18 protein-coding genes and 1 tRNA gene are annotated in these 18,117 nt (G+C 65.2%); 7 read left to right on the forward strand and 12 right to left on the reverse strand.

Annotated features, from left to right (window positions below):
- Positions 1-31 precede the first annotated feature (31 nt).
- The 7 genes from H1B27_RS03600 to H1B27_RS03630 form a co-directional block, all read right to left on the reverse strand.
- Positions 32-787 carry an outer membrane lipoprotein carrier protein LolA gene (locus tag H1B27_RS03600; RefSeq protein ID WP_061880275.1) on the reverse strand — a complete coding sequence of 252 codons (756 nt, stop codon included), beginning with the start codon at positions 785-787 and terminating at the stop codon, positions 32-34.
- 152 nt (positions 788-939) lie between these two features.
- The gene (locus tag H1B27_RS03605; protein ID WP_197965031.1) at positions 940-3,417 is read right to left on the reverse strand and encodes a DNA translocase FtsK; all 2,478 of its coding nucleotides are present in this window, start codon (positions 3,415-3,417) and stop codon (positions 940-942) included.
- A 9-nt stretch (positions 3,418-3,426) separates the two neighbouring features.
- Positions 3,427-4,641 carry an aminotransferase class I/II-fold pyridoxal phosphate-dependent enzyme gene (locus H1B27_RS03610; protein WP_197965032.1) on the reverse strand — a complete coding sequence of 405 codons (1,215 nt, stop codon included), beginning with the start codon at positions 4,639-4,641 and terminating at the stop codon, positions 3,427-3,429.
- A 312-nt stretch (positions 4,642-4,953) separates the two neighbouring features.
- Positions 4,954-6,402 (reverse strand): ammonium transporter, encoded by a 1,449-nt coding sequence (locus tag H1B27_RS03615; RefSeq protein ID WP_197965033.1) that lies wholly within the window; start codon positions 6,400-6,402, stop codon positions 4,954-4,956.
- Between the two features lie 37 nt (positions 6,403-6,439).
- A complete protein-coding gene (locus H1B27_RS03620; protein ID WP_008142813.1) occupies positions 6,440-6,778 on the reverse strand; it encodes a P-II family nitrogen regulator in 339 nt (112 codons plus the stop codon).
- A 311-nt stretch (positions 6,779-7,089) separates the two neighbouring features.
- Positions 7,090-8,391: an ammonium transporter gene (locus H1B27_RS03625; RefSeq protein WP_197965034.1), complete on the reverse strand. Its 1,302-nt coding sequence runs from the start codon at positions 8,389-8,391 to the stop codon at positions 7,090-7,092.
- A gap of 131 nt (positions 8,392-8,522) precedes the next feature.
- On the reverse strand, positions 8,523-8,861 hold the full coding sequence (locus H1B27_RS03630) for a P-II family nitrogen regulator (RefSeq protein ID WP_197965035.1): 339 nt from the start codon (positions 8,859-8,861) through the stop codon (positions 8,523-8,525).
- A 247-nt stretch (positions 8,862-9,108) separates the two neighbouring features.
- Between H1B27_RS03630 and H1B27_RS03635 the strand changes: the two genes are divergently transcribed.
- The gene (locus tag H1B27_RS03635) at positions 9,109-9,996 is read left to right on the forward strand and encodes a DUF4339 domain-containing protein (protein WP_197965036.1); all 888 of its coding nucleotides are present in this window, start codon (positions 9,109-9,111) and stop codon (positions 9,994-9,996) included.
- 39 nt (positions 9,997-10,035) lie between these two features.
- Here H1B27_RS03635 and tesB read toward each other — a convergent pair whose 3' ends face one another.
- Positions 10,036-10,899, reverse strand: a complete 864-nt coding sequence (gene tesB, locus H1B27_RS03640; RefSeq protein WP_061880067.1) for an acyl-CoA thioesterase II — start codon at positions 10,897-10,899, stop codon at positions 10,036-10,038.
- Between the two features lie 210 nt (positions 10,900-11,109).
- Between tesB and H1B27_RS03645 the strand changes: the two genes are divergently transcribed.
- On the forward strand, positions 11,110-12,330 hold the full coding sequence (locus H1B27_RS03645) for a ubiquinone biosynthesis hydroxylase (protein WP_061880068.1): 1,221 nt from the start codon (positions 11,110-11,112) through the stop codon (positions 12,328-12,330).
- Between the two features lie 216 nt (positions 12,331-12,546).
- On the opposite strand, the gene H1B27_RS03650 is transcribed toward H1B27_RS03645, so the two are convergent.
- Positions 12,547-12,744: a Trm112 family protein gene (locus H1B27_RS03650; protein WP_028177001.1), complete on the reverse strand. Its 198-nt coding sequence runs from the start codon at positions 12,742-12,744 to the stop codon at positions 12,547-12,549.
- 59 nt (positions 12,745-12,803) lie between these two features.
- Complete coding sequence (locus tag H1B27_RS03655) at positions 12,804-13,334, reverse strand: TetR/AcrR family transcriptional regulator (RefSeq protein ID WP_061880276.1); 531 nt, start codon at positions 13,332-13,334, stop codon at positions 12,804-12,806.
- Positions 13,335-13,430: 96 nt separating this feature from the next.
- Here H1B27_RS03655 and H1B27_RS03660 point away from each other — a divergent pair, with 96 nt between their 5' ends.
- The 3 genes from H1B27_RS03660 (at position 13,431) to H1B27_RS03670 (ending at position 14,845) form a co-directional block, all read left to right on the forward strand.
- Entirely contained in the window at positions 13,431-13,781 is a 351-nt protein-coding gene (locus H1B27_RS03660; protein WP_197965037.1) for a hypothetical protein, read from the forward strand.
- A gap of 162 nt (positions 13,782-13,943) precedes the next feature.
- Positions 13,944-14,222, forward strand: coding sequence for a PepSY domain-containing protein (locus H1B27_RS03665; RefSeq protein WP_061880277.1), 279 nt, complete (start codon positions 13,944-13,946; stop codon positions 14,220-14,222).
- Between the two features lie 35 nt (positions 14,223-14,257).
- On the forward strand, positions 14,258-14,845 hold the full coding sequence (locus H1B27_RS03670; protein ID WP_197965114.1) for a cytochrome b/b6 domain-containing protein: 588 nt from the start codon (positions 14,258-14,260) through the stop codon (positions 14,843-14,845).
- A gap of 132 nt (positions 14,846-14,977) precedes the next feature.
- Here H1B27_RS03670 and H1B27_RS03675 read toward each other — a convergent pair whose 3' ends face one another.
- Complete coding sequence (locus H1B27_RS03675) at positions 14,978-15,655, reverse strand: LON peptidase substrate-binding domain-containing protein (protein WP_061880070.1); 678 nt, start codon at positions 15,653-15,655, stop codon at positions 14,978-14,980.
- A 33-nt stretch (positions 15,656-15,688) separates the two neighbouring features.
- Entirely contained in the window at positions 15,689-16,612 is a 924-nt protein-coding gene (gene trxA / locus H1B27_RS03680) for a thioredoxin (protein WP_197965038.1), read from the reverse strand.
- 272 nt (positions 16,613-16,884) lie between these two features.
- Here trxA and H1B27_RS03685 point away from each other — a divergent pair.
- Positions 16,885-16,959, forward strand: a tRNA-Gly gene (locus tag H1B27_RS03685).
- 78 nt (positions 16,960-17,037) lie between these two features.
- Positions 17,038-18,024 (forward strand): NAD-dependent epimerase/dehydratase family protein, encoded by a 987-nt coding sequence (locus H1B27_RS03690; RefSeq protein ID WP_197965039.1) that lies wholly within the window; start codon positions 17,038-17,040, stop codon positions 18,022-18,024.
- Positions 18,025-18,117 lie beyond the last annotated feature (93 nt).

Here is an 18,117-nt window from a genome sequence, read left to right on the forward strand (position 1 = left end):
GCACGACGGTGATTGGAGCGGCCATGCTATCTCAACCCGGCGACGGGCCGTAATTGGTGAAATCGATCTTGAACATGTTGGGGTCGAGCTTCTTGCTCGAATCCAGATTGTAGACCGCGATGGTGGTGTCGTAGCCCTGCGGGTCGGTGACGGTCCACTGCTTGAGCTGTCCGTCCTTGGCGCCGAACATCAGGAGCAGCCGGCTGGTGCCGACCAGCGCCTGCTTCTCCTCGATGGTGACGCTGACGAAGACGTCGTCGGCCGAGACGCCAACGACGTTGGTGTCCTTCATCAGGTCGATGCGATCGGACAGCAGAAAGCGCAGCGGCGTCTGCGACAGCGGATAGATGTCCTGGGTCGCGAGCTTGCGGTCGCGCACCACCAGCGAGGATCCGTCGGCGACGATGTCGATCGGGCTCGGCGCGTCATATTCGAAGCGCACCTTGCCGGGCTTCTGGATGTAGAAATCGCCCTGTGTCTTGCTGCCGTCGGGGCCGACCTGGACGAAATTACCAACCAATGTCTGAAGCGACGACAGATAGGCGCTGACCTTGGCCGCCTGCGCTTTCTGGTTGGCATCGAAGGTCTGGAAGATGCTGGTCGGCACGTTGCGTCGCGGATCCGGGATGACCGGATTCGGTGGCGCCTGCGTCGCGCCGGTCACAGCGGGCCCACCGGCCGGCCCGCCGTCGCTGCGGCCCTTCGGTGCAGGCTTCGGCACCGGGACGGTCTGCGCGAACGACGTCGCAGTCACCATCGCGGCGGCGACGAGAAGCACACCGGCCACGCGCGCGCTTCGCGCGGCGATGGTGGCGGCGAATCGAATGTCCGGATGTCTGATCAATACGTCGTCCTGTATGGCTGGGCGCCCTTTTAGCGTGATTTCTGGCAAAAGCAGATATCGATTCTGCGTGAAATGATGTTCAGAGGCCCTTCGCCTCACATATGGCTGTCTTCTTCCTCGACCAGAATCTCGCGCTTGCCGGCGTGGTTGGCTGGGCCGACGATGCCCTCCAGTTCCATGCGCTCCATCAGTGATGCGGCGCGATTATAGCCGATTTGCAGGCGGCGCTGGATATAGCTGGTCGAGGCCTTGCGATCGCGTTTGACGATGGCAACCGCCTGCTGGAATAGATCGCCGCCGCCATCCCCGCCCATGCCGGTCGCGTCGAACACGGCGCCGTCCTCGTCCTCGGCCGGCTCCTCGGCGGTCACGGCTTCGAGATATTCCGGCTGACCCTGCGTCTTGAGGTGACGCACCACCTTCTCGACTTCCTCGTCGGAAGCGAAAGGTCCGTGCACGCGGCTGATGCGGCCGCCGCCGGCCATGTAGAGCATGTCGCCCTGGCCGAGCAGCTGCTCGGCGCCCATCTCGCCGAGGATGGTGCGGCTGTCGATCTTGGAGGTGACCTGGAAGGCGATGCGGGTCGGGAAGTTCGCCTTGATGGTGCCGGTGATGACGTCGACGGACGGACGCTGCGTGGCCAGGATCACGTGCAGGCCGGCGGCGCGCGCCATCTGCGCGAGACGCTGCACCGCGCCTTCGATGTCCTTGCCGGCGACCATCATCAGGTCGGCCATTTCGTCGACGATGATGACGATGTAGGGCAGCGGGTCCAGCGAGAGCTTCTCTTCCTCGTAGATCGCCTTGCCGGTTTCCTTGTCGAAGCCGGTATGCACCGTGCGCGTCGGCTCCTCGCCCTTGGCCTTCAATTCGAGCAGGCGGGTGTTGTAGCCGTCGATGTTGCGCACGCCGAGCTTGGCCATGTTCTTGTAGCGCTCCTCCATCTCGCGCACGGCCCATTTCAGCGCGACCACCGCCTTCTTGGGATCGGTCACGACGGGCGTGAGCAGATGGGGAATGCCGTCATAGACGGAGAGCTCGAGCATCTTCGGGTCGACCATGATCAGCCGGCACTGGTCCGGGCGCAGCCGGTAGACCAGGCTGAGGATCATGGTGTTGATCGCGACCGATTTGCCCGAGCCGGTGGTACCGGCGATCAGCATATGCGGCGTGCGGGCGAGATCGATGATGACGGGGTCGCCGCCGATGGTCTTGCCGAGGCACAGCGGCAGCTTCGCAACCGTGTCGGTCGCCTCCTTCGCCACCAGCAATTCGCGCAAATAGACCTTCTCGCGATGCGCGTTCGGCAGCTCGATGCCGATGGCGTTGCGGCCGGGCACGACCGCGACGCGCGCGGACAGCGCGCTCATCGAGCGGGCGATGTCATCGGCAAGCCCGATCACGCGCGAGGACTTGATGCCGGGTGCCGGCTCCAATTCGTAGAGCGTCACGACGGGACCCGGATTGGCCTTCACGATCTCGCCGCGCACGCCGAAATCCTGCAGCACGCCTTCGAGAGAACGGGAATTGGTCTCCAGCTCGGCCTTGCTGAGCGGCTGGCGGTCGCCGGCTTTCGGGGCGGCCAGCATCGAGACGGAGGGAAGGTCGAACTTGTCGGAGGACTTCCTGGCCGCGGCCTTCGGTGCAGCCTTCTTGCGCGGCGCGCGCGAGGCGGGCTGTTCCTCTTCCTCCTCCTCGTCTTCCTCTTCTTCGTGCTCGTCCTCGTAATCCTCGGCTTCGGACTGCGGCGAGAGCGGGGGCGCGGCGCGGCCGCCGCCCAGATTCGGCTCCTGGCGGCTGAATGCAGCGGCCTTGGTCTTCGGTCCACTCGAGACCAGCGAGCGGTAGGCGGCGCCAAGCAGCCAGATCAGCCGCGCCTTGGTGCTCATCAGCGCGTGGAACAGCCAGCCCAGCGACACCGAGCCGCGATCGCTCTCCTCGTCTTCGTCGAGCGGCTTGTCGTCATCCTCGATCTCCGCGAGCTCGTCATCCTGCTCGCGGGCGCCAAGGCCGCAGGCGATCAGGAAGGTCACTGTCATCGCCGCGAACAGGATCGTGCCCAGCACGATGCGATAGATCGTGCCGGCCGGTCCGAAGATCACTGCCGGCGCGCGCACCAGCGCGTCGCCGACCACGCCGCCGAGGCCGGTCGGCAGCGGCCATGCACCGCCATGCGGCCAGCAGCTGACGAAGCCCGCCGCGATCACCGTGCAGAGAATCCAGCAGCCGAGCCGCAACGCTTCGCGGTCGAACGGGCGATGGGTCATCATGCGCCAGCCCCAGACAGCAACCGTCAGGACCAGCATGATCGCGCCGAGCCCGAGGATCTGCATTGCGAGGTCCGCACCGATCGCGCCGGCATAGCCGAGGATGTTGCGGATCGGCCGCGAGGTGGCGTGGCTGAGGCTGGGATCCTGCACCGACCACGTCATCAGCGCAGCCGAGGCGACGCCCGCCAGCGCGATCAGGCCGAGGCCGGTGAGCTCGCGCATGCGCCGCGCCAGACCCTCGCGGATCGATGGCGGCAGATGGCCCACCAGCGGGATGACACGTTCGATTGCCGACATGCTCATGGGCCCCGCCTAACCCAGAGTCTCGACCAGGCGGTGCAGCGCCTGCGCCGTGGTCTCTCCATCCTGCACCAGTGCGAGGCGAATGTAGCCTGCACCGGGATTGAAGCCGTCGGGCTGGAGCCGGGCCAGATAGCTGCCGGGCACCACGCGCACGCCTGCTTCCTTGAAAAGTCTCAGCGTCACCGACACGTCGTCGCCGAGGGCGGACGTGTCGAGCCAGACGCAGAAGCCGGCATCGGGCCGGCGATAGCCGTAACGATTGCCGATGATCTGGTCGGCGAGATCGAACTTGATGCGGTAGAGCCTGCGGTTCTCCTCGACATGCGCTTCGTCGCCATAGGCGACGGTCGCGACGTGCTGGAGCGGCACCGGCACCTGGGGCGCCGCAACGTTGCGCAGCTCCAGGAACATGCCGATGAACTTCTTGTCGCCGGCGGCGAAGCCGACGCGCATGCCTGGCAGGTTGGATCGCTTCGACAGCGACTGGAACGCGACCACGCGGGTGAAGTCGGGGCCGGCGCATTCCAGAATGCTGCCAGGAGCCTGGCGGGTGTAGATCTCGGAATAGCACTCGTCGCTGAGGATCACGAAGCCGTAGCGGTCGGCGAGTTGCTTCAATCGTTTGAAATAATCGGGCGAGGCGACCGAGCCCTGTGGGTTGGCCGGCGAAGCCAGATAGAACGCCACCGTGCGCGCCAGTGTAGCCTCGTCGATGGCATCGAGGTCGGGCAGGAAGCCGTTCTCGACGGTGGTCGGCAGATAGACCGGCTCGCAGGCCGCGGCGCGGGTGCCGGCGCCATAGACCGGATAAAACGGATTCGGCATCAGGATCACAGGCTTGCCGGGACGCGGCCCGACATAGCGCGCCGCGGTGATCGCCGCGAAGAACAGCCCTTCGCGGCTGCCATTGAGGACGAGAATCTCGCTCTCGGGATCGAGCGGCCGCGGCAGCTTGAACCGCGACGACAGCCAGGCGCCGGCGGCTTTGCGGAACGGCTCGATGCCCTTGCCGAGCGGGTAGCGGCCGAAATCGGCGATGTGCTTCGCCAGCACCGGACCGACGAAGTCGGGCACGGGATGCTGGGGCTCGCCGACGGCAAGCGTGATCAAGGGCTTACCCGGCTGATGCGGCGCCAGCAGCTCGTTCAGCCGGATGAAGGGCGAGCGGTCGCTGTCGGGGCTTCCACCGGCCAGCGGCGCACGGGATGAAGCGGTCATAGCCATTCTGGGCGCCAGCACTCTTGGAACAGCCGGTCGCGCGAAGGCACCGGCGGGAAGCGGTTCAGTTCACCATAGATAGGGCGAGGTTAAGACGCGATTAACCATCGGCCGCCGCCTGCGTCCAGAGCGGGAATATCGAGGCCGGATCACAATGTATGTGGGGCGCTTCTGCCCCGACCTGCAAGCGGAACCAATCAAAAGAAAAAGGGGCTCCAGCTTGCGCTGGAGCCCCTCAACGGTCAGGGCATTGCCGGGTATGTGCCCGAACCGGAGTTGTGGACGCGGCCTCGATGAGACCGCGTCCCGGGAGGAGACTTACATGTTGTAGGCGCGCTCGGTGTGCTCGGTGATGTCGAGGCCTTCACGCTCGCTCTCGACATTGGCGCGGAGGCCAACGATCACGTCGACGACCTTGTAGAGGATCGCCGAACCGACGCCCGACCACACCAGCGTGGTGCAGACGGCCTTGATCTGGGCGAGCATCTGCGTGGCGAAGTCGTAATCGGCAACCTTCGGCGGGATCGCCGTGTAGTCGACGATGCCGGCGCCGCCGAGAGCGGGGTTGACCAGGATGCCGGTGCCGATGGCGCCGACGATGCCGCCGATGCAGTGCACGCCGAACACGTCGAGCGAGTCATCGTAGCCGATCGCGTTCTTCACGACGGTGCAGAAGAACAGGCAGACCACGCCGACCACGAGGCCGAGGACGATCGCGCCCATGATGCCGGAGAAGCCGGCTGCGGGGGTGACGGCCACGAGGCCCGCGACAGCGCCGGAGATGACGCCGAGCACCGAGGGGTGGCCCTTGATGATCCACTCCGCGAACATCCACGACAGCGCGGCGGCCGCGGTGGCGACGAAGGAGTTGGTCATGGCGAGGGCAGCGCCACCGCTGGCTTCGAGGTTGGAGCCGGCGTTGAAGCCGAACCAGCCGACCCAGAGCAGCGAGGCGCCGATCATCGACATGGTCAGCGAGTGCGGAGCCATCAGCTCCTTGCCGTAGCCGACGCGCTTGCCGATCAGAAGAGCGCCGACGAGACCTGCGATGCCGGCGTTGATGTGCACCACGGTGCCGCCCGCGAAGTCGATCGCGCCCATCTTGAAGATCCAGCCGGCGTCGGCGTTGATCTCGTCGAGCTTGGCCTGCGCCGCGGTCTTCGCAGCCGCATCACCCGCCTCAGCCAGGGCCTTGGCCGCGTCCTGGATCACGTCCGGACCGGGCCAGTACCAGACCATGTGCGCGATCGGGAAATAGATCAGCGTCACCCAGAGCGGGACGAACAGAGCGAGCGCCGAGAACTTCATGCGCTCGGCGAAGGCGCCGACGATGAGGGCGGGCGTGATCGCCGCGAAGGTCATCTGGAAGCACATATAGATGAGCTCCGAGATGTTGGCGTCGACGGAGAAGGTCGCTGCCTTCGTATCGGTGGTGACGCCCATCATGAAGGCTTTGGAGAAGCCGCCGATGAAGTCGGAGCCGCCGGTGAAGGAGAGGCTGTAGCCGTACACGGCATAGATCACGACGACGACGCAGACGGTGTAGAACACCTGCATCAGGACGGAGAGCATGTTCTTGGAACGGACGAGACCGCCGTAGAACAGCGCGAGGCCGGGGATCGTCATCAACAGCACGAGCACTGTCGATGTCATCATCCAGGCGTTGTCTCCCTTGTTGACCGTTGGCTCGGCGTAGGCTGCGGTCGCAGCGAACAGGCCGACTGCGAGAGCCGCCAGTCCCGCGCCATAGGGACGCTTGAACGTCATATTGTTTACTCCTGCTTGGATAAGGTTGAGCGCGAAATCAAAGGGCCGCGGCATCGGCCTCGCCGGTGCGGATGCGCACCGCATGGTCGAGGTTAATGACGAAGATCTTGCCGTCGCCGATCTGTCCGGTTTTCGCCGCGGACGTGATGGCGTCGATGGTCTTGTCGACCTGGTCGGAGGCGACAGCGACCTCGATCTTGATCTTGGGCAGGAAGCTCACGGCATATTCGGCGCCGCGATAGATTTCCGTATGACCCTTCTGGCGGCCATACCCCTTGACTTCCGTCACCGTGAGACCGTGAACGCCGATGGCGGTCAGGGCGTCACGGACTTCTTCCAGCTTGAATGGCTTAATAATCGCCATAACAATTTTCATGGGTCCTATCCCCGCTTGGGCCCGGTCCGGACGTGGCCGGGCGTTTCTCGACTGGTTCGCCACGAGGGAGAAAATTCACTACGCGGGCACAGCCGGACCCCTAGAATCAAATGCCGTGCCAGATCGGGCGTGTTGCCTAACGGATTATGAAAGCGGGTGTTTTCGCGTTCGACGGCTATTGTCGTGCAGTGCGCTATTACGTCGCGCTTAAAACGTGGTCATGCCTGCTCAAATCCAGGGCAGGACAGACTGCCGACACAATGTTGCTCACACGTCGGGCAGCAAGGAGGTAATTTCGTAGTGCAGTCCACCTATTGCAGGGCTTCACCGTGCTGCGAAATATCCAGCCCCTCAAGCTCCTGCTCACGGGATACGCGCAAGGGAACGAACAGGCCGACCAGCTTGAGCAGGATGAAGCTCACGCCCCCCGACCAGACGAAGGTGGCGGCGACCCCGTAGAACTGAATCAGGATCTGCTGAGGATGGCCCTCCAGCAGGCCCGCGGTGCCGCCGATGGCGCTGGTCGCGAACACACCGCCGAGCAGGGTGCCGGTCAGCCCGCCGATGCCATGGACGCCGAACACGTCGAGCGAATCGTCATAGTTGAAGCGGTGCTTCAGCCAGGTACAGGCCCAGTAGCAGACCGCCCCGGCGACGATACCGATGACAATGCCGTGCCAGGGCGCGACGAAGCCCGAGGCCGGCGTGATGGTGCCGAGGCCGGCCACCGCGCCGGAGATCATGCCGAGCACGGAGGGCTTGCGCCGCGTCGACCATTCGATCGCGGCCCATGTCAGCGCGCCGGCGCAGGCGGCAAGATGGGTCGCGATGATCGCCATCACCGCGCGTGAGTTCGCCGAAAGCGCCGAGCCGCCGTTGAAGCCGAACCAGCCGACCCACAAAAGGCCGGTGCCCATCACCGCGAGCGACAGATCGAACGGCGAGAGATTTTCGGTGCCGTAGCCGTGGCGCCGCCCCATCACCTTGGCCGCAACGAGGCCACCGGTGCCGGCCGACAGGTGCACCACGAGGCCGCCGGCGAAATCCAGCACGCCCATGCTGGCAAGGAAACCTCCGCCCCAGACCCAATGTGCCAGCGGGATGTAGACGAAGATGAACCAGGCGACGGAGAACAGGAGATAGGCGGAGAACCGCATGCGGTCGGCGACCGAGCCCGCGACCAGGGCGACCGTGATGATCGCAAACGTCATCTGGTACAGCATGAACAGCGATTCCGGGATGGTCTTCGCCGCGGGGTTGACGCTGTCCATGGTCATGCCGGCGAGAAACCAGCGGTCGAGCGTGCCGATCCACGGCCCGTCGCCGACGAAGCAGAGCGAATAGCCGAACGCCACCCAGAGAATGGAGATCAGCGTCACCGCGGCCAGGCTCTGCGCCATGGTGGCGAGCACGTTCTTCTTGCGCACCATGCCGGAATAGAACAGCGCGAGCCCCGGGATCGTCATCATCAGCACCAGCGCGGTGGCGACGATCATCCAGGCCGTGTCGGCGGTGTTGATCCCGGAGTCGGCGGCGTGCGCCGGCAAGGTCACCACGGACACAAGCCCGATCGGCGCAGCCATGCACGCTGCGCGGCGCAACAATCCCGCCATGTCGTTTCCCCCCGGCATCAATTGGCGTCGCACGCTGTGGCGTCGTTGCCCGGTGCGATCGAAGATTTATCAGAGCGTTTTCGAGCGAAGTGGATACCGGCTCGCGTCGAGAAAACGAGTCAGGCCGAAACCTAGAGCGCGTCGCTGTCGGTTTCGCCAGTGCGGATGCGCAACGCATGGTCGATCGGCGTGACGAAGATCTTGCCGTCGCCGATCTGCCCGGTGCGCGCGGTCGCGGTGATCACGCTGACCGCCTTGTCGGTAACGTCGGAAGCGACCGCGATCTCGATGCGCAGCTTGGGCAGGAAGTTCACGACATATTCGGCGCCGCGATAGATCTCGGTGTGGCCCTTCTGCCGGCCGTAACCCTTGACCTCGGTGACGGTCATGCCGTGGACGCCGATCGCGGTCAGAGCCTGCCTGACCTCATCGAGCTTGAAGGGTTTGATGATCGCGACGACGAGTTTCATGGTCAGGCCTATTCCCCCGGGATGCGCTACGCCGTATGTCCTCGACGCAGCGTCAATCTGGCATCTTTCCGGGCAAATGGCATAAAAAAGTTGCAGACTGAAGCGGAAAAACGTTCGGCCAAGGGCGGTCATGGGAACGGCCGCCTCTGTACAGGGCAACTGTTCATCATTCACAATGCATTTTTGGCATGGATGCGGTGAACCCGCGGCGGTCGGGCGGTACAAAAGAGTTTTGGGGGGGCGCTTCATGGCGAGTTGGTTCTACGCATCCCAGGGCAAGCAGCAGGGGCCTTTTCCGGAGGGCCAATTCCGCGATCTGATCGCCCAGGGTGTCGTCCGCCCGGATACGCTGGTATGGACCGAGGGCATGGCGGGCTGGCAGAAGGCTGCCGAAGTCCCCGGCCTGATCGGCGGCGGCGCCCCGCCGATGATGCCGGCCGGCGGTCCGCCGATGATGGGTTCCGGCGGCTATGCCGGCACGGGCAGCGGCGGCTCTCTTGCGGTCGATTTCGGCATCCTGGAATTCACCTGGCGCAGCATCGTCCTGCTGATCGGAATGATCTTCATCATCCCGGCGCCGTGGGTCTTCGTCTGGTACACGAAATGGATTGTGTCCTGCGTGAAGGTTCCGGCCCGGCCCAATCTCAGCTTCATCGGCGACGCGATGACGCTGGTGCCCTGGTATTTCGGCTTCATCGTTCTGGCGATCGCCCTCGGCTTCATCGGCAGCGATATCCTGAGCAACCTGCTGTTCGTCGCGCAGATCGTTCTCTACTGGCTCCTGATCAAATGGATGGTCGCGAACCTCGCCTCCAACGGGCAGCCGCTCGGCCTGAGCTTCACCGGCACGATCTGGGCCTATGTCGGCTGGAATCTGCTGTTTGCGATCTCCATCATCACCATCATCGGCTGGGCCTGGGTCGCCGCGGCCCAGATGCGCTGGTTCTGCCGCAGCGTCGAGGGCACGCGGCGCGAGGTCGTGTTCAAGGGGAGTGGTCTCGACATCCTCTGGCGCGGCATCGTCGCTGCGATCCTGTGCAGCCTGATCATCCCGATTCCATGGGTCTATCGCTGGATCATGAACTGGTTCGCCTCGCAGACCGAGCTCGTTCCGCGCGGCTCGTTCGGAGCATGACCCAGACAGCCACCGGCGCGATCCATCGCGACCGTGGCGCTATGCCTTCCGCTCGCGCACGGAGCCTTCCTGCGCGACGGAGGCGACCAGCGTGCCGTCAGGCTTGAAGATCGAGCCGCGGGTCAGGCCGCGGCCGCCGCGTGCGCTCGGCGAATCCTGCGCGTAGAGCAGCCATTCGTCGGCGCGGAAGGGGCGGTGAAACCACATCGCGTGGTCGAGGCTCGCCGGCATCATGCGCTTGTCGAACAGCGTGCGGCCGTAGCGCGCCATGATCGCATCGAGCAGCGAGAAATCCGAGGCATAGGCGAGCGCGCACATATGCAGCGCCGGATCGTCGGGCAGCTTCGCCGCTGTCTTGATCCAGACGTGAATGCGGCCGTCGTCGATCTTCTGGCCGAAATAGCGGCCGAGCTCGACCGGGCGCAGCTCGATCGGGCGGTCGGATTCATAGTAGCGGCGGATGAACTCCGGCATCTCCTTGAACATCGGCTGCTTCGCGACCTCCTCCGCCGTGAGCTTCTCCGGCGGCGGCACGTCGGGCATCTTGTCCTGATGGTCGAACGCGCTCTCCTCCTCGGCGTGGAACGACACCATGATCGAGAAGATCGCGTTGCCGTGCTGGATCGCGGTGACGCGGCGGGTCGAATAGCTCTTGCCGTCGCGCAGGCGCTCGACTTGGTAGATGATCGGGATCTGCGGATCGCCCGGCAGGATGAAATAGCAATGCAGCGAATGCGGCAGCCGGCCCTCGACGGTTCGGCACGCGGCAACCATCGCCTGCCCGATCACCTGGCCCCCGAACACCCGCTGCCAGCTCGTCTTCGGGCTGTTGCCGCGGAACAGGTTCACCTCGAGCTGCTCGAGGTCGAGGATCGCGATCAGATCGATCAGGCCTTTGGACATGAACACAACTCTCTGAAGTCGTCATTCCGGGATGCGCCGGAACGGCGCAGGCCCGGAATCCATAACCCCCGCTCGTGGTTATGGATTCCGGGCTCGCGACTTCGTCGCGCCCCGGAATGACACAATGGGGCTGGCCGCCCTTGTTTCACCGCACTGTTTCGCCCAGCTCAAGTCTGCTAGCAAGACCGGGAATTGACCGGGAAACTTGGTATGTCGGTACAGGGTAGCATTGTCATCGGTGGCGGCGCGTTTGCAGGGCTTGCGCTGGCCCTGGCGCTGCGCCAGGGGCTCGGGCCGGAGATCCCCGTCATCGTCGCCGATCCCGCGCTCGGGACGCGGCCGAGCCGCGACCCCCGCGCCACCGCGATCGTGGCCGCCTGCCGCCGCCTGTTCGAGACGATCGGCGCCTGGGACGCCGTCAGGAGCGAGGCGCAGCCCATCCTCGACATGGTCGTCACGGATTCGAAGCTGGAGGACGCCACCCGTCCGGTGTTCCTCAACTTTGCCGGCGATGTCGCGCCAGGCGAGCCCTTCGCGCATATGGTCGAGAACCGCCGCCTGATCGATGCGCTGGTGGTGCGGGCGGAGGCCGAGGGCATCGATCTGCGTGCGACCACCGTGGCGTCCTACGACGCGCGTTCCGACGGCATCGACGTGACGCTCGGCGACGGCAGCGTCATCGCGGCGAGCCTGCTGGTCGCCGCCGATGGCGCGAGGTCGAAGCTGCGCGAGCGCGCCGGCATCGCCACCCATGGCTGGGAGTACGACCAGTCCGGCATCGTCGTCACCGTCGGCCATGAGCGCGAGCACGAGGGCCGCGCCGAAGAGCATTTCTTGCCAGCGGGCCCCTTCGCGATCCTGCCGCTGTCGGGCAAGCGCTCGTCGCTGGTGTGGACCGAGCGCCGAGCTGAGGCCGCGCGCATCGTCGCGCTCAGTGACGAGGAATTTCACAGCGAGCTCGAGCGGCGTTTCGGACTGCATCTCGGCGAGGTGAAGGCACTCGACCAGCCGCGCGCGTTTCCGCTGTCTTATTTCGTTGCCCGCTCCTTCATCGCCGAGCGGCTGGCGCTGGTGGGCGATGCCGCCCACGTCATCCACCCGATCGCGGGCCAGGGCCTCAACATGGGCCTGAAGGATGTCGCCGCGCTGGCGGAAGTGGTCGTCGATGCGGCACGGCTCGGCATGGATATCGGCGGTGCCGACGTGCTCGAACGCTACCAGCGCTGGCGCCGCTTCGACACCATGGCGATGGGCGTTGCCACCAACTCGCTGAACTTCCTGTTCTCCAACCAGTCGACGCTGCTGCGCACGGTGCGCGACATCGGCCTCGGTCTCGTCGACCGCGCTCCGCCGCTCAAGAACCTCTTCATCCGCCAGGCCGCGGGGCTTACCGGCGAGGTGCCGCGGCTGTTGAAGGGCGAGGCGTTGTAGCGCGGGAGCTTGCCACGCTCTCCGCTGTCGTCCCGGACAAGCGCGCCCTAAGCGCGCGCAGATCCGGGACCCATACGCCGCAAAAAGAATTTAGCGAAGATCCGGAGTTGCCAGCCTCGCGCCACAACCACTCCCTGTGGCTATGGATCCCCGCTTTAGCGGGGATGACAGCGAGAATGTGGCGCGGCCATAGCGCCCCATTCAAGCGACGTGAGCTCAATCGATCTTGCGCGCCTCTTCCGGCAGCATGATCGGGATGCCGTCGCGAATGGGATAAGCGAGCTTGGCGCTGCGCGAGATCAGTTCCTGCTTTGCGGCATCGAACTCGAGGGGGCCCTTGGTCAGCGGACAGACCAGAATCTCCAGCAATTTGGGATCGACGCTGGCTTCGGCACGTTCGGTGGGCGCGTTCATTGGGGTCTCCGGCAGTCGGTAGACTTTAGCATAGAAATTCGCGTCCGCCCATCACGGGCCTAAGCGGCGAGCATCCCCAGGAGCTCGTCGAGCAGGGCCTGAAGCCGCGCGGCCGGCACCGGCGGGCCCGACAGGGCGAAGCCGAGAAATGTCCAGTACAGGATCTGCGCGCGCGCCTCCGCCGTCGCCGGGGTGAGGCCACGCTTGCCCAGCAGTTCCTCGATGTAGTCGAGCCTGCGGCGGTCGATTGCGCGCACCGCCCCTTGCGCCGCCGCATCGAACGCCGCCCAGTTGCGCACCGCGCGCTCGAGGTCGAGCCGCGCGCCAAACGATCTCCGCAGCAGCATCTTGAGCGGCTCGTCGCCGGCGGCTTCGACGTCGGCGATGATCTGCTCGGCTGCGATCTCGCGCCAGCGCTTCAGCACGGCGGCGTGAAACGCGGCCAGGTCGGCGAAATGCCAATAGAAGCTGCCGCGCGAGACGCCCATGGCCTTGGCCAGCGGATCGGCTTTCAGCGCCGTGAAACCGCTTTTGGCGAGCACCTTCAGGCCCTCTTTGGTCCAGTCGTCGGCGGAAAGCTGTTCGGTCATGCCGGGCTCCAGATGGCGGCCATACACTAATGTATTGACAGCTCCCGGCAAGCAGGTGCATACATCCATACAGTACTGTACGGATGGAGCATGCCCATGCGCGACCTACTCCTGCAAAGTTCCGGCCTCGCCGCGATCGTGCTGGCGCTCATCCACGGCGTACTCGGCGAGACCAAGGTCTTCGCCCGCGCCAGCATCGAGCCGGCGCGCTTGCGCACGCTGATTCGACTGGTCTGGCAGGCCGGCACGGTGGCGTGGATCGGCGGCGGCGTGCTGCTGCTGGTTGCGCCCCGGCTGGAATCGAGCCTTGCCCGGCACTGGATCGTTGCCACGCTCGCAATCGTGTTCGGCTTTGCGGCCCTCGCCAACGCCTTCGCGATGCGCGGCCGCCATTTCGGCTGGGTCGGCATGGGCGCAGTGGTCGCGCTCGCGGTCGCCGGCTACTAGCGTTGCGCATGTCGCCCGTCAGGCGTAAGGCCGCAGCGGCGGGCTACGTTAGAACTTATCTAAAACGAACCAGGCCCGTACCCGATTGACTTCATCACCTCCTCTGCTTCCTTCGGTGCGCCCCGCGTCTCTGCGGTGCGCACACGAGAGGAGGAGACGTTCGTGAAGGTCATTCGTGTTGTTGCCATTGCACTGACGATCGGGATTGGCATGGGATCGGCGGCCATGGCCGACGGTTTCAAGAACTGCACCAAGCTCGACAAGGCGTCGTGGAAGCCGGCCAGCGAAGCCGAAGCCAAGGCCAAGGCGGCGGGCTACGAGGTGCGCCGCTCCAAGGTCGAGGGCTCGTGCTACGAGGTTTACGGCGTCAAGGAAGGCAAGCTGTACGAGCTGTTCTACAGCCCCGAAGATCTCAGCCTCAAGCACACGATCGCCAAGTAGATTGTGCACGTGAGCCCCGAAGCGAATTGGGCTTGATGAAAGCAGTGCCGGAAGAGCGCGGGGTGTCCGACAGGACACCCGCGAATCGACTTGTCTCGCGGTCGGTCGCGGTCTGGGACCTCCCGCTCCGCCTCTGGCACTGGGTTCTCGCGATCTCGGTTGTGATCGCGTGGTTCACACCGACCGTGTATGACGGCGTTCACCGCATCGTCGGCTATGCGGTCATCGGCCTGCTCGCCTTCCGCCTGCTCTGGGGCTTCATGGGAAGCCGCTATTCGCGCTTCCGGATGCTCGGCGTCAGGCTGCGCGCCGCGCCGAGCTATCTGTGGAATCTGCGGCGCGGCATGACCGGCCGCTATATCGGGCTCAATCCCGCCGGCAGCTTGATGCTGGTCGCGCTGCTGGCCTCGCTCGCCGTCTCGACGATCACGGGCGCGATGTCGGTGACCGTCACCTTCTTCGGCGTGTGGTGGGTCGAGGACACCCACCATTATTCTTCGGACGCGGTCATCGTTCTGGTCGTGCTGCACGTGTTGGGCGTGGTGCTGATGGGGATTCTGCAGGGCGAGAACCTGATCCGCGCGATGTTCACCGGGCGCAAGCGCATCCGGCATCATTCATAAGAATTTTTTGAAGGCCACATGCCCTCCTCGTCATGGCCGGGCTTGTCCCGGCCATCCACGTTCTTCTGTGTGGCAAAGACGTGGATGCCCGGGTCAAGCCCGGGCATGACGGAGCTTGTAGTGCCTACAGTCTCACTGCAGCGGCGGATCGCCGCTGGTGCGCTTCTTGGCGAGGTCCATCTCGGTGACGGCGATCAGGATCTCGGCACGAGTCTTCAGGTCCGGCGCCTCCAGCATCGCCTGCTTCTCCGCCGGGCCATAGGGCGACATCATCGCCAGCGCGTTGACGAGCGCCTCGTTGGGCGCGCTCTCGACGCCTTCCCAGTCGACCTTGAGATTGTTGGCCTTCAGGAAGTCGGCCAGCACCGACAGCAACGCCTCGCGATCGACCTCCTCCTCGCCCATGCGCGCGGTGAAGTCGTCGACGAAGGCGAAGAAGTCCACCTTGCACTGCCGGTAGGCGGTCAGCACTTCGAGCTCCTCGACAATCTTGAAGCGCGCGACGCCGGTGAGCTCGAGGATGTAGCGGCCGTCGCCGGATTCGGCGAGCTGGGTGATGCGGCCGACGCAGCCGACGCGGAACAGCGCCGGCTTGTCGGAATTCTTCGGCGAATGCGCCACGTCGGGCTGGATCATGCCGATCAGGCGATGCCCGTCGCGCAAGGAATCGTCGACCATCGCGAGGTAGCGCGGCTCGAAGATGTTGAGCGGCATCTGGCCGCGGGGCAGCAGCAGCGCGCCCGGCAGCGGAAACACCGGAATGATCTCCGGGAGGTCGGCGGGCCCGCGATATTCGATGTTGATCGGCATCTGCCCGGTCCCCCTGGCGTCGCCAGCGCGCCCTTACGAAAACAGGATCGTCGATAAACGCTTGCGTCCTTCGACGGTTGCATCATCCGTGCCGCCCCAGGCCTCGAAGAACTGCACCAGCTGCTTGCGGGCGCCGTCGTCGTTCCACTTGCGGTCGCGCTTGATGATCTCGAGCAGCTGCTCGGTCGCCGCCGCGCGGTTGCCTTGTGCGTTCAGCGCGGTGGCGAGGTCGAATCGGGCCTGATGATCGAGCGGGTTTGCGGCGACTTTCTGTTCCAGCTCGGCGACCGGTCCAAGCGATTGTGCCTGCTCGGCGAGATCGATCGCGGTCTGCACGGCCTTCACGGCCGGGTCGTTGCGCTTGGATTCCGGCACCATGGCCAGCGTCTGCTTGGCCTGCTCCATCGCGCCGGAGACGGTGTAGCACTTCGCAAGGCCGGCAAGTGCCGCGATATTGGTCGAATCATGCTGGAGCGCCTCGGCATAGATCTGCGCCGCCGCCGCCGTGTCGCCCTCGGCGAGCACCGCGGCGGCTTCCTGCACGATCTCGGCGACGTTGACCTCGCCCGGCGCGGTGACGCCCTTGGTCAGCCGCTCGATGAAGGCGTTGACCTGGCTCTCCGGCACCGCGCCCATGAAGCCGTCCGCCGGCTGGCCGTTGACGAAGGCGATCACGGCCGGGATCGACTGGATGCCCATCTGGCCCGGGATCGCCGGATGCTGGTCGATGTTCATCTTGACCAGCTTGACCTTGCCCTTGGCCGCCTTCACCGCCTTCTCCAGCACGGGGGTGAGCTGCTTGCAGGGGCCGCACCACTCCGCCCAGAAATCGATCAGCACCGGCTGGCGCTTCGATTCCTCGATGACGTCCTTCACGAAGGTCTGGGTGGTGGTGTCCTTGATCAGGTCGGCCGCAGCCGGCCCCGCCGCTCCATTACCCTGGTCGATGATCGTCACGGGATTCCCTCGTCATGTCTGGAATGACGGCTCTTTAGCACGCCGCCACATCATATGCTCGTTGTCGGCTCCTAAATTGGGCCGAATGGGCCGAATTTCAATCCAGGCCCTCCGATTCGCCGGTTCCGGGCGTTTCCGGTCGATTTGGCGAGCTTCGCGGGTCCATATGGGGCCCTCAATTGCGAATTGAGGCCGCCGGTAGCTGTTGCATTCCCCTCCCGCTTTTGGCATACGACAGCCGTTGCCGGCGCGTCACGCGACCGACACAGGATGCGGGTGTAGCTCAGTGGTAGAGCACGACCTTGCCAAGGTCGGGGTCGAGGGTTCGAGCCCCTTCGCCCGCTCCAATTTCTCCCAGAGCATCCAGCCGAACCGGGTCGGGCCGTGGTTTCCACGCCGCTGACGGCTGTATTTTTGGGACTCACATGACAATTCTGGTCACTGGCAGCGCGGGCCATCTGGGCGAAGCCATTCTCCGGACGCTCCATGGGCGCGGATCACCCGTGCGCGGGCTCGATCTGAAGCCATCGTCCTTCACCGACGCCGTCGGCTCGATCGTCGATCCCGGCTTCGTGCGGGAGCAGATGGACGGCGTCACCGCCGTCATCCATACCGCGACACTGCACAAGCCGCATGTGGCGACCCACTCCAAGCAGGACTTCGTCGACACCAACGTCACGGGCACGCTCAACCTGCTCGAGGTGGCCGCGGCGGCGGGCGTGAGGAGCTTCGTCTTCACCAGCACCACCAGTGCCTTCGGCTCGCAGCTCCGCCCCGAGGCGGGGCAGGCCGCGGTGTGGGTCACCGAGGATCTGCCGTCGGTGCCGAAGAACATCTACGGCACCACCAAGCTGATGGCCGAGAGCCTCTGCGAGCTGTTCTTTCGCGAGCGCGGCTTGCCGGTGGTGGTCTTGCGGACCTCGCGCTTCTTCCCCGAGGACGACGACGATCCCTTGATGCGGTTGGCCTACGCGCTCGAGAACGCGCAGGCCAACGAGTTGCTCTATCGCCGGCTGGACATCGCGGACGCCGTGAGTGCGCATCTGCTCGCCGTCGAACGCGCGCCGAGGATCGGCTTCGCCCGCTACATCGTCTCGGCCACCAGCCCGTTCGAGCAGCGTCATCTCGCCGCGCTCGCGTGCGATGCGGCCGGTGTCGTGTGCGAGCTCTATCCGGAGTGCGCGCAGCTCTATGCGGCGCGCGGCTGGCGGCTCTTCCCCGCGATCGACCGCGTCTATGTCAACGACCGCGCGCGGCGAGAGCTGGGCTGGCGGCCCGAATTCGACTTCGCGCATGTGCTGCGCAGCCTGCAAGGCGACCGCGATTTTCGCAGCACGCTGGCACGCGAGATCGGGTCGAAGGGCTATCATGACACGGTGTTCGACGACGGCCCCTACCCCGTCGCCTCGTGAGCGCCGCAATCGCCATTTTGCTCGACGCTTCAGATGTCTGGCCGGCGTCGCCGGGAGCGCGCCGGTCTGAGCCGTTCTACTGTGCATGGGGTT

The sequence above is a fragment of the Bradyrhizobium diversitatis genome (genome assembly GCF_016031635.1).
Taxonomy (GTDB): domain Bacteria; phylum Pseudomonadota; class Alphaproteobacteria; order Rhizobiales; family Xanthobacteraceae; genus Bradyrhizobium; species Bradyrhizobium diversitatis.

Coding starts and splice junctions, on each gene's coding strand:
- H1B27_RS03620 (WP_008142813.1), bottom strand. CDS start 6,778: ATGAAAATTGTTATGGCGATTATTAAGCCATTCAAGCTGGAAGAAGTC.
- H1B27_RS03660 (WP_197965037.1), top strand. CDS start 13,431: ATGCGCGACCTACTCCTGCAAAGTTCCGGCCTCGCCGCGATCGTGCTG.
- H1B27_RS03690 (WP_197965039.1), top strand. CDS start 17,038: ATGACAATTCTGGTCACTGGCAGCGCGGGCCATCTGGGCGAAGCCATT.
- H1B27_RS03650 (WP_028177001.1), bottom strand. CDS start 12,744: ATGAACGCGCCCACCGAACGTGCCGAAGCCAGCGTCGATCCCAAATTG.
- H1B27_RS03605 (WP_197965031.1), bottom strand. CDS start 3,417: ATGAGCATGTCGGCAATCGAACGTGTCATCCCGCTGGTGGGCCATCTG.
- H1B27_RS03675 (WP_061880070.1), bottom strand. CDS start 15,655: ATGCCGATCAACATCGAATATCGCGGGCCCGCCGACCTCCCGGAGATC.
- H1B27_RS03655 (WP_061880276.1), bottom strand. CDS start 13,334: ATGACCGAACAGCTTTCCGCCGACGACTGGACCAAAGAGGGCCTGAAG.
- H1B27_RS03615 (WP_197965033.1), bottom strand. CDS start 6,402: ATGACGTTCAAGCGTCCCTATGGCGCGGGACTGGCGGCTCTCGCAGTC.
- H1B27_RS03635 (WP_197965036.1), top strand. CDS start 9,109: ATGGCGAGTTGGTTCTACGCATCCCAGGGCAAGCAGCAGGGGCCTTTT.
- H1B27_RS03625 (WP_197965034.1), bottom strand. CDS start 8,391: ATGGCGGGATTGTTGCGCCGCGCAGCGTGCATGGCTGCGCCGATCGGG.
- tesB (WP_061880067.1), bottom strand. CDS start 10,899: ATGTCCAAAGGCCTGATCGATCTGATCGCGATCCTCGACCTCGAGCAG.
- H1B27_RS03670 (WP_197965114.1), top strand. CDS start 14,258: ATGAAAGCAGTGCCGGAAGAGCGCGGGGTGTCCGACAGGACACCCGCG.
- H1B27_RS03630 (WP_197965035.1), bottom strand. CDS start 8,861: ATGAAACTCGTCGTCGCGATCATCAAACCCTTCAAGCTCGATGAGGTC.
- H1B27_RS03645 (WP_061880068.1), top strand. CDS start 11,110: ATGTCGGTACAGGGTAGCATTGTCATCGGTGGCGGCGCGTTTGCAGGG.
- H1B27_RS03610 (WP_197965032.1), bottom strand. CDS start 4,641: ATGGCTATGACCGCTTCATCCCGTGCGCCGCTGGCCGGTGGAAGCCCC.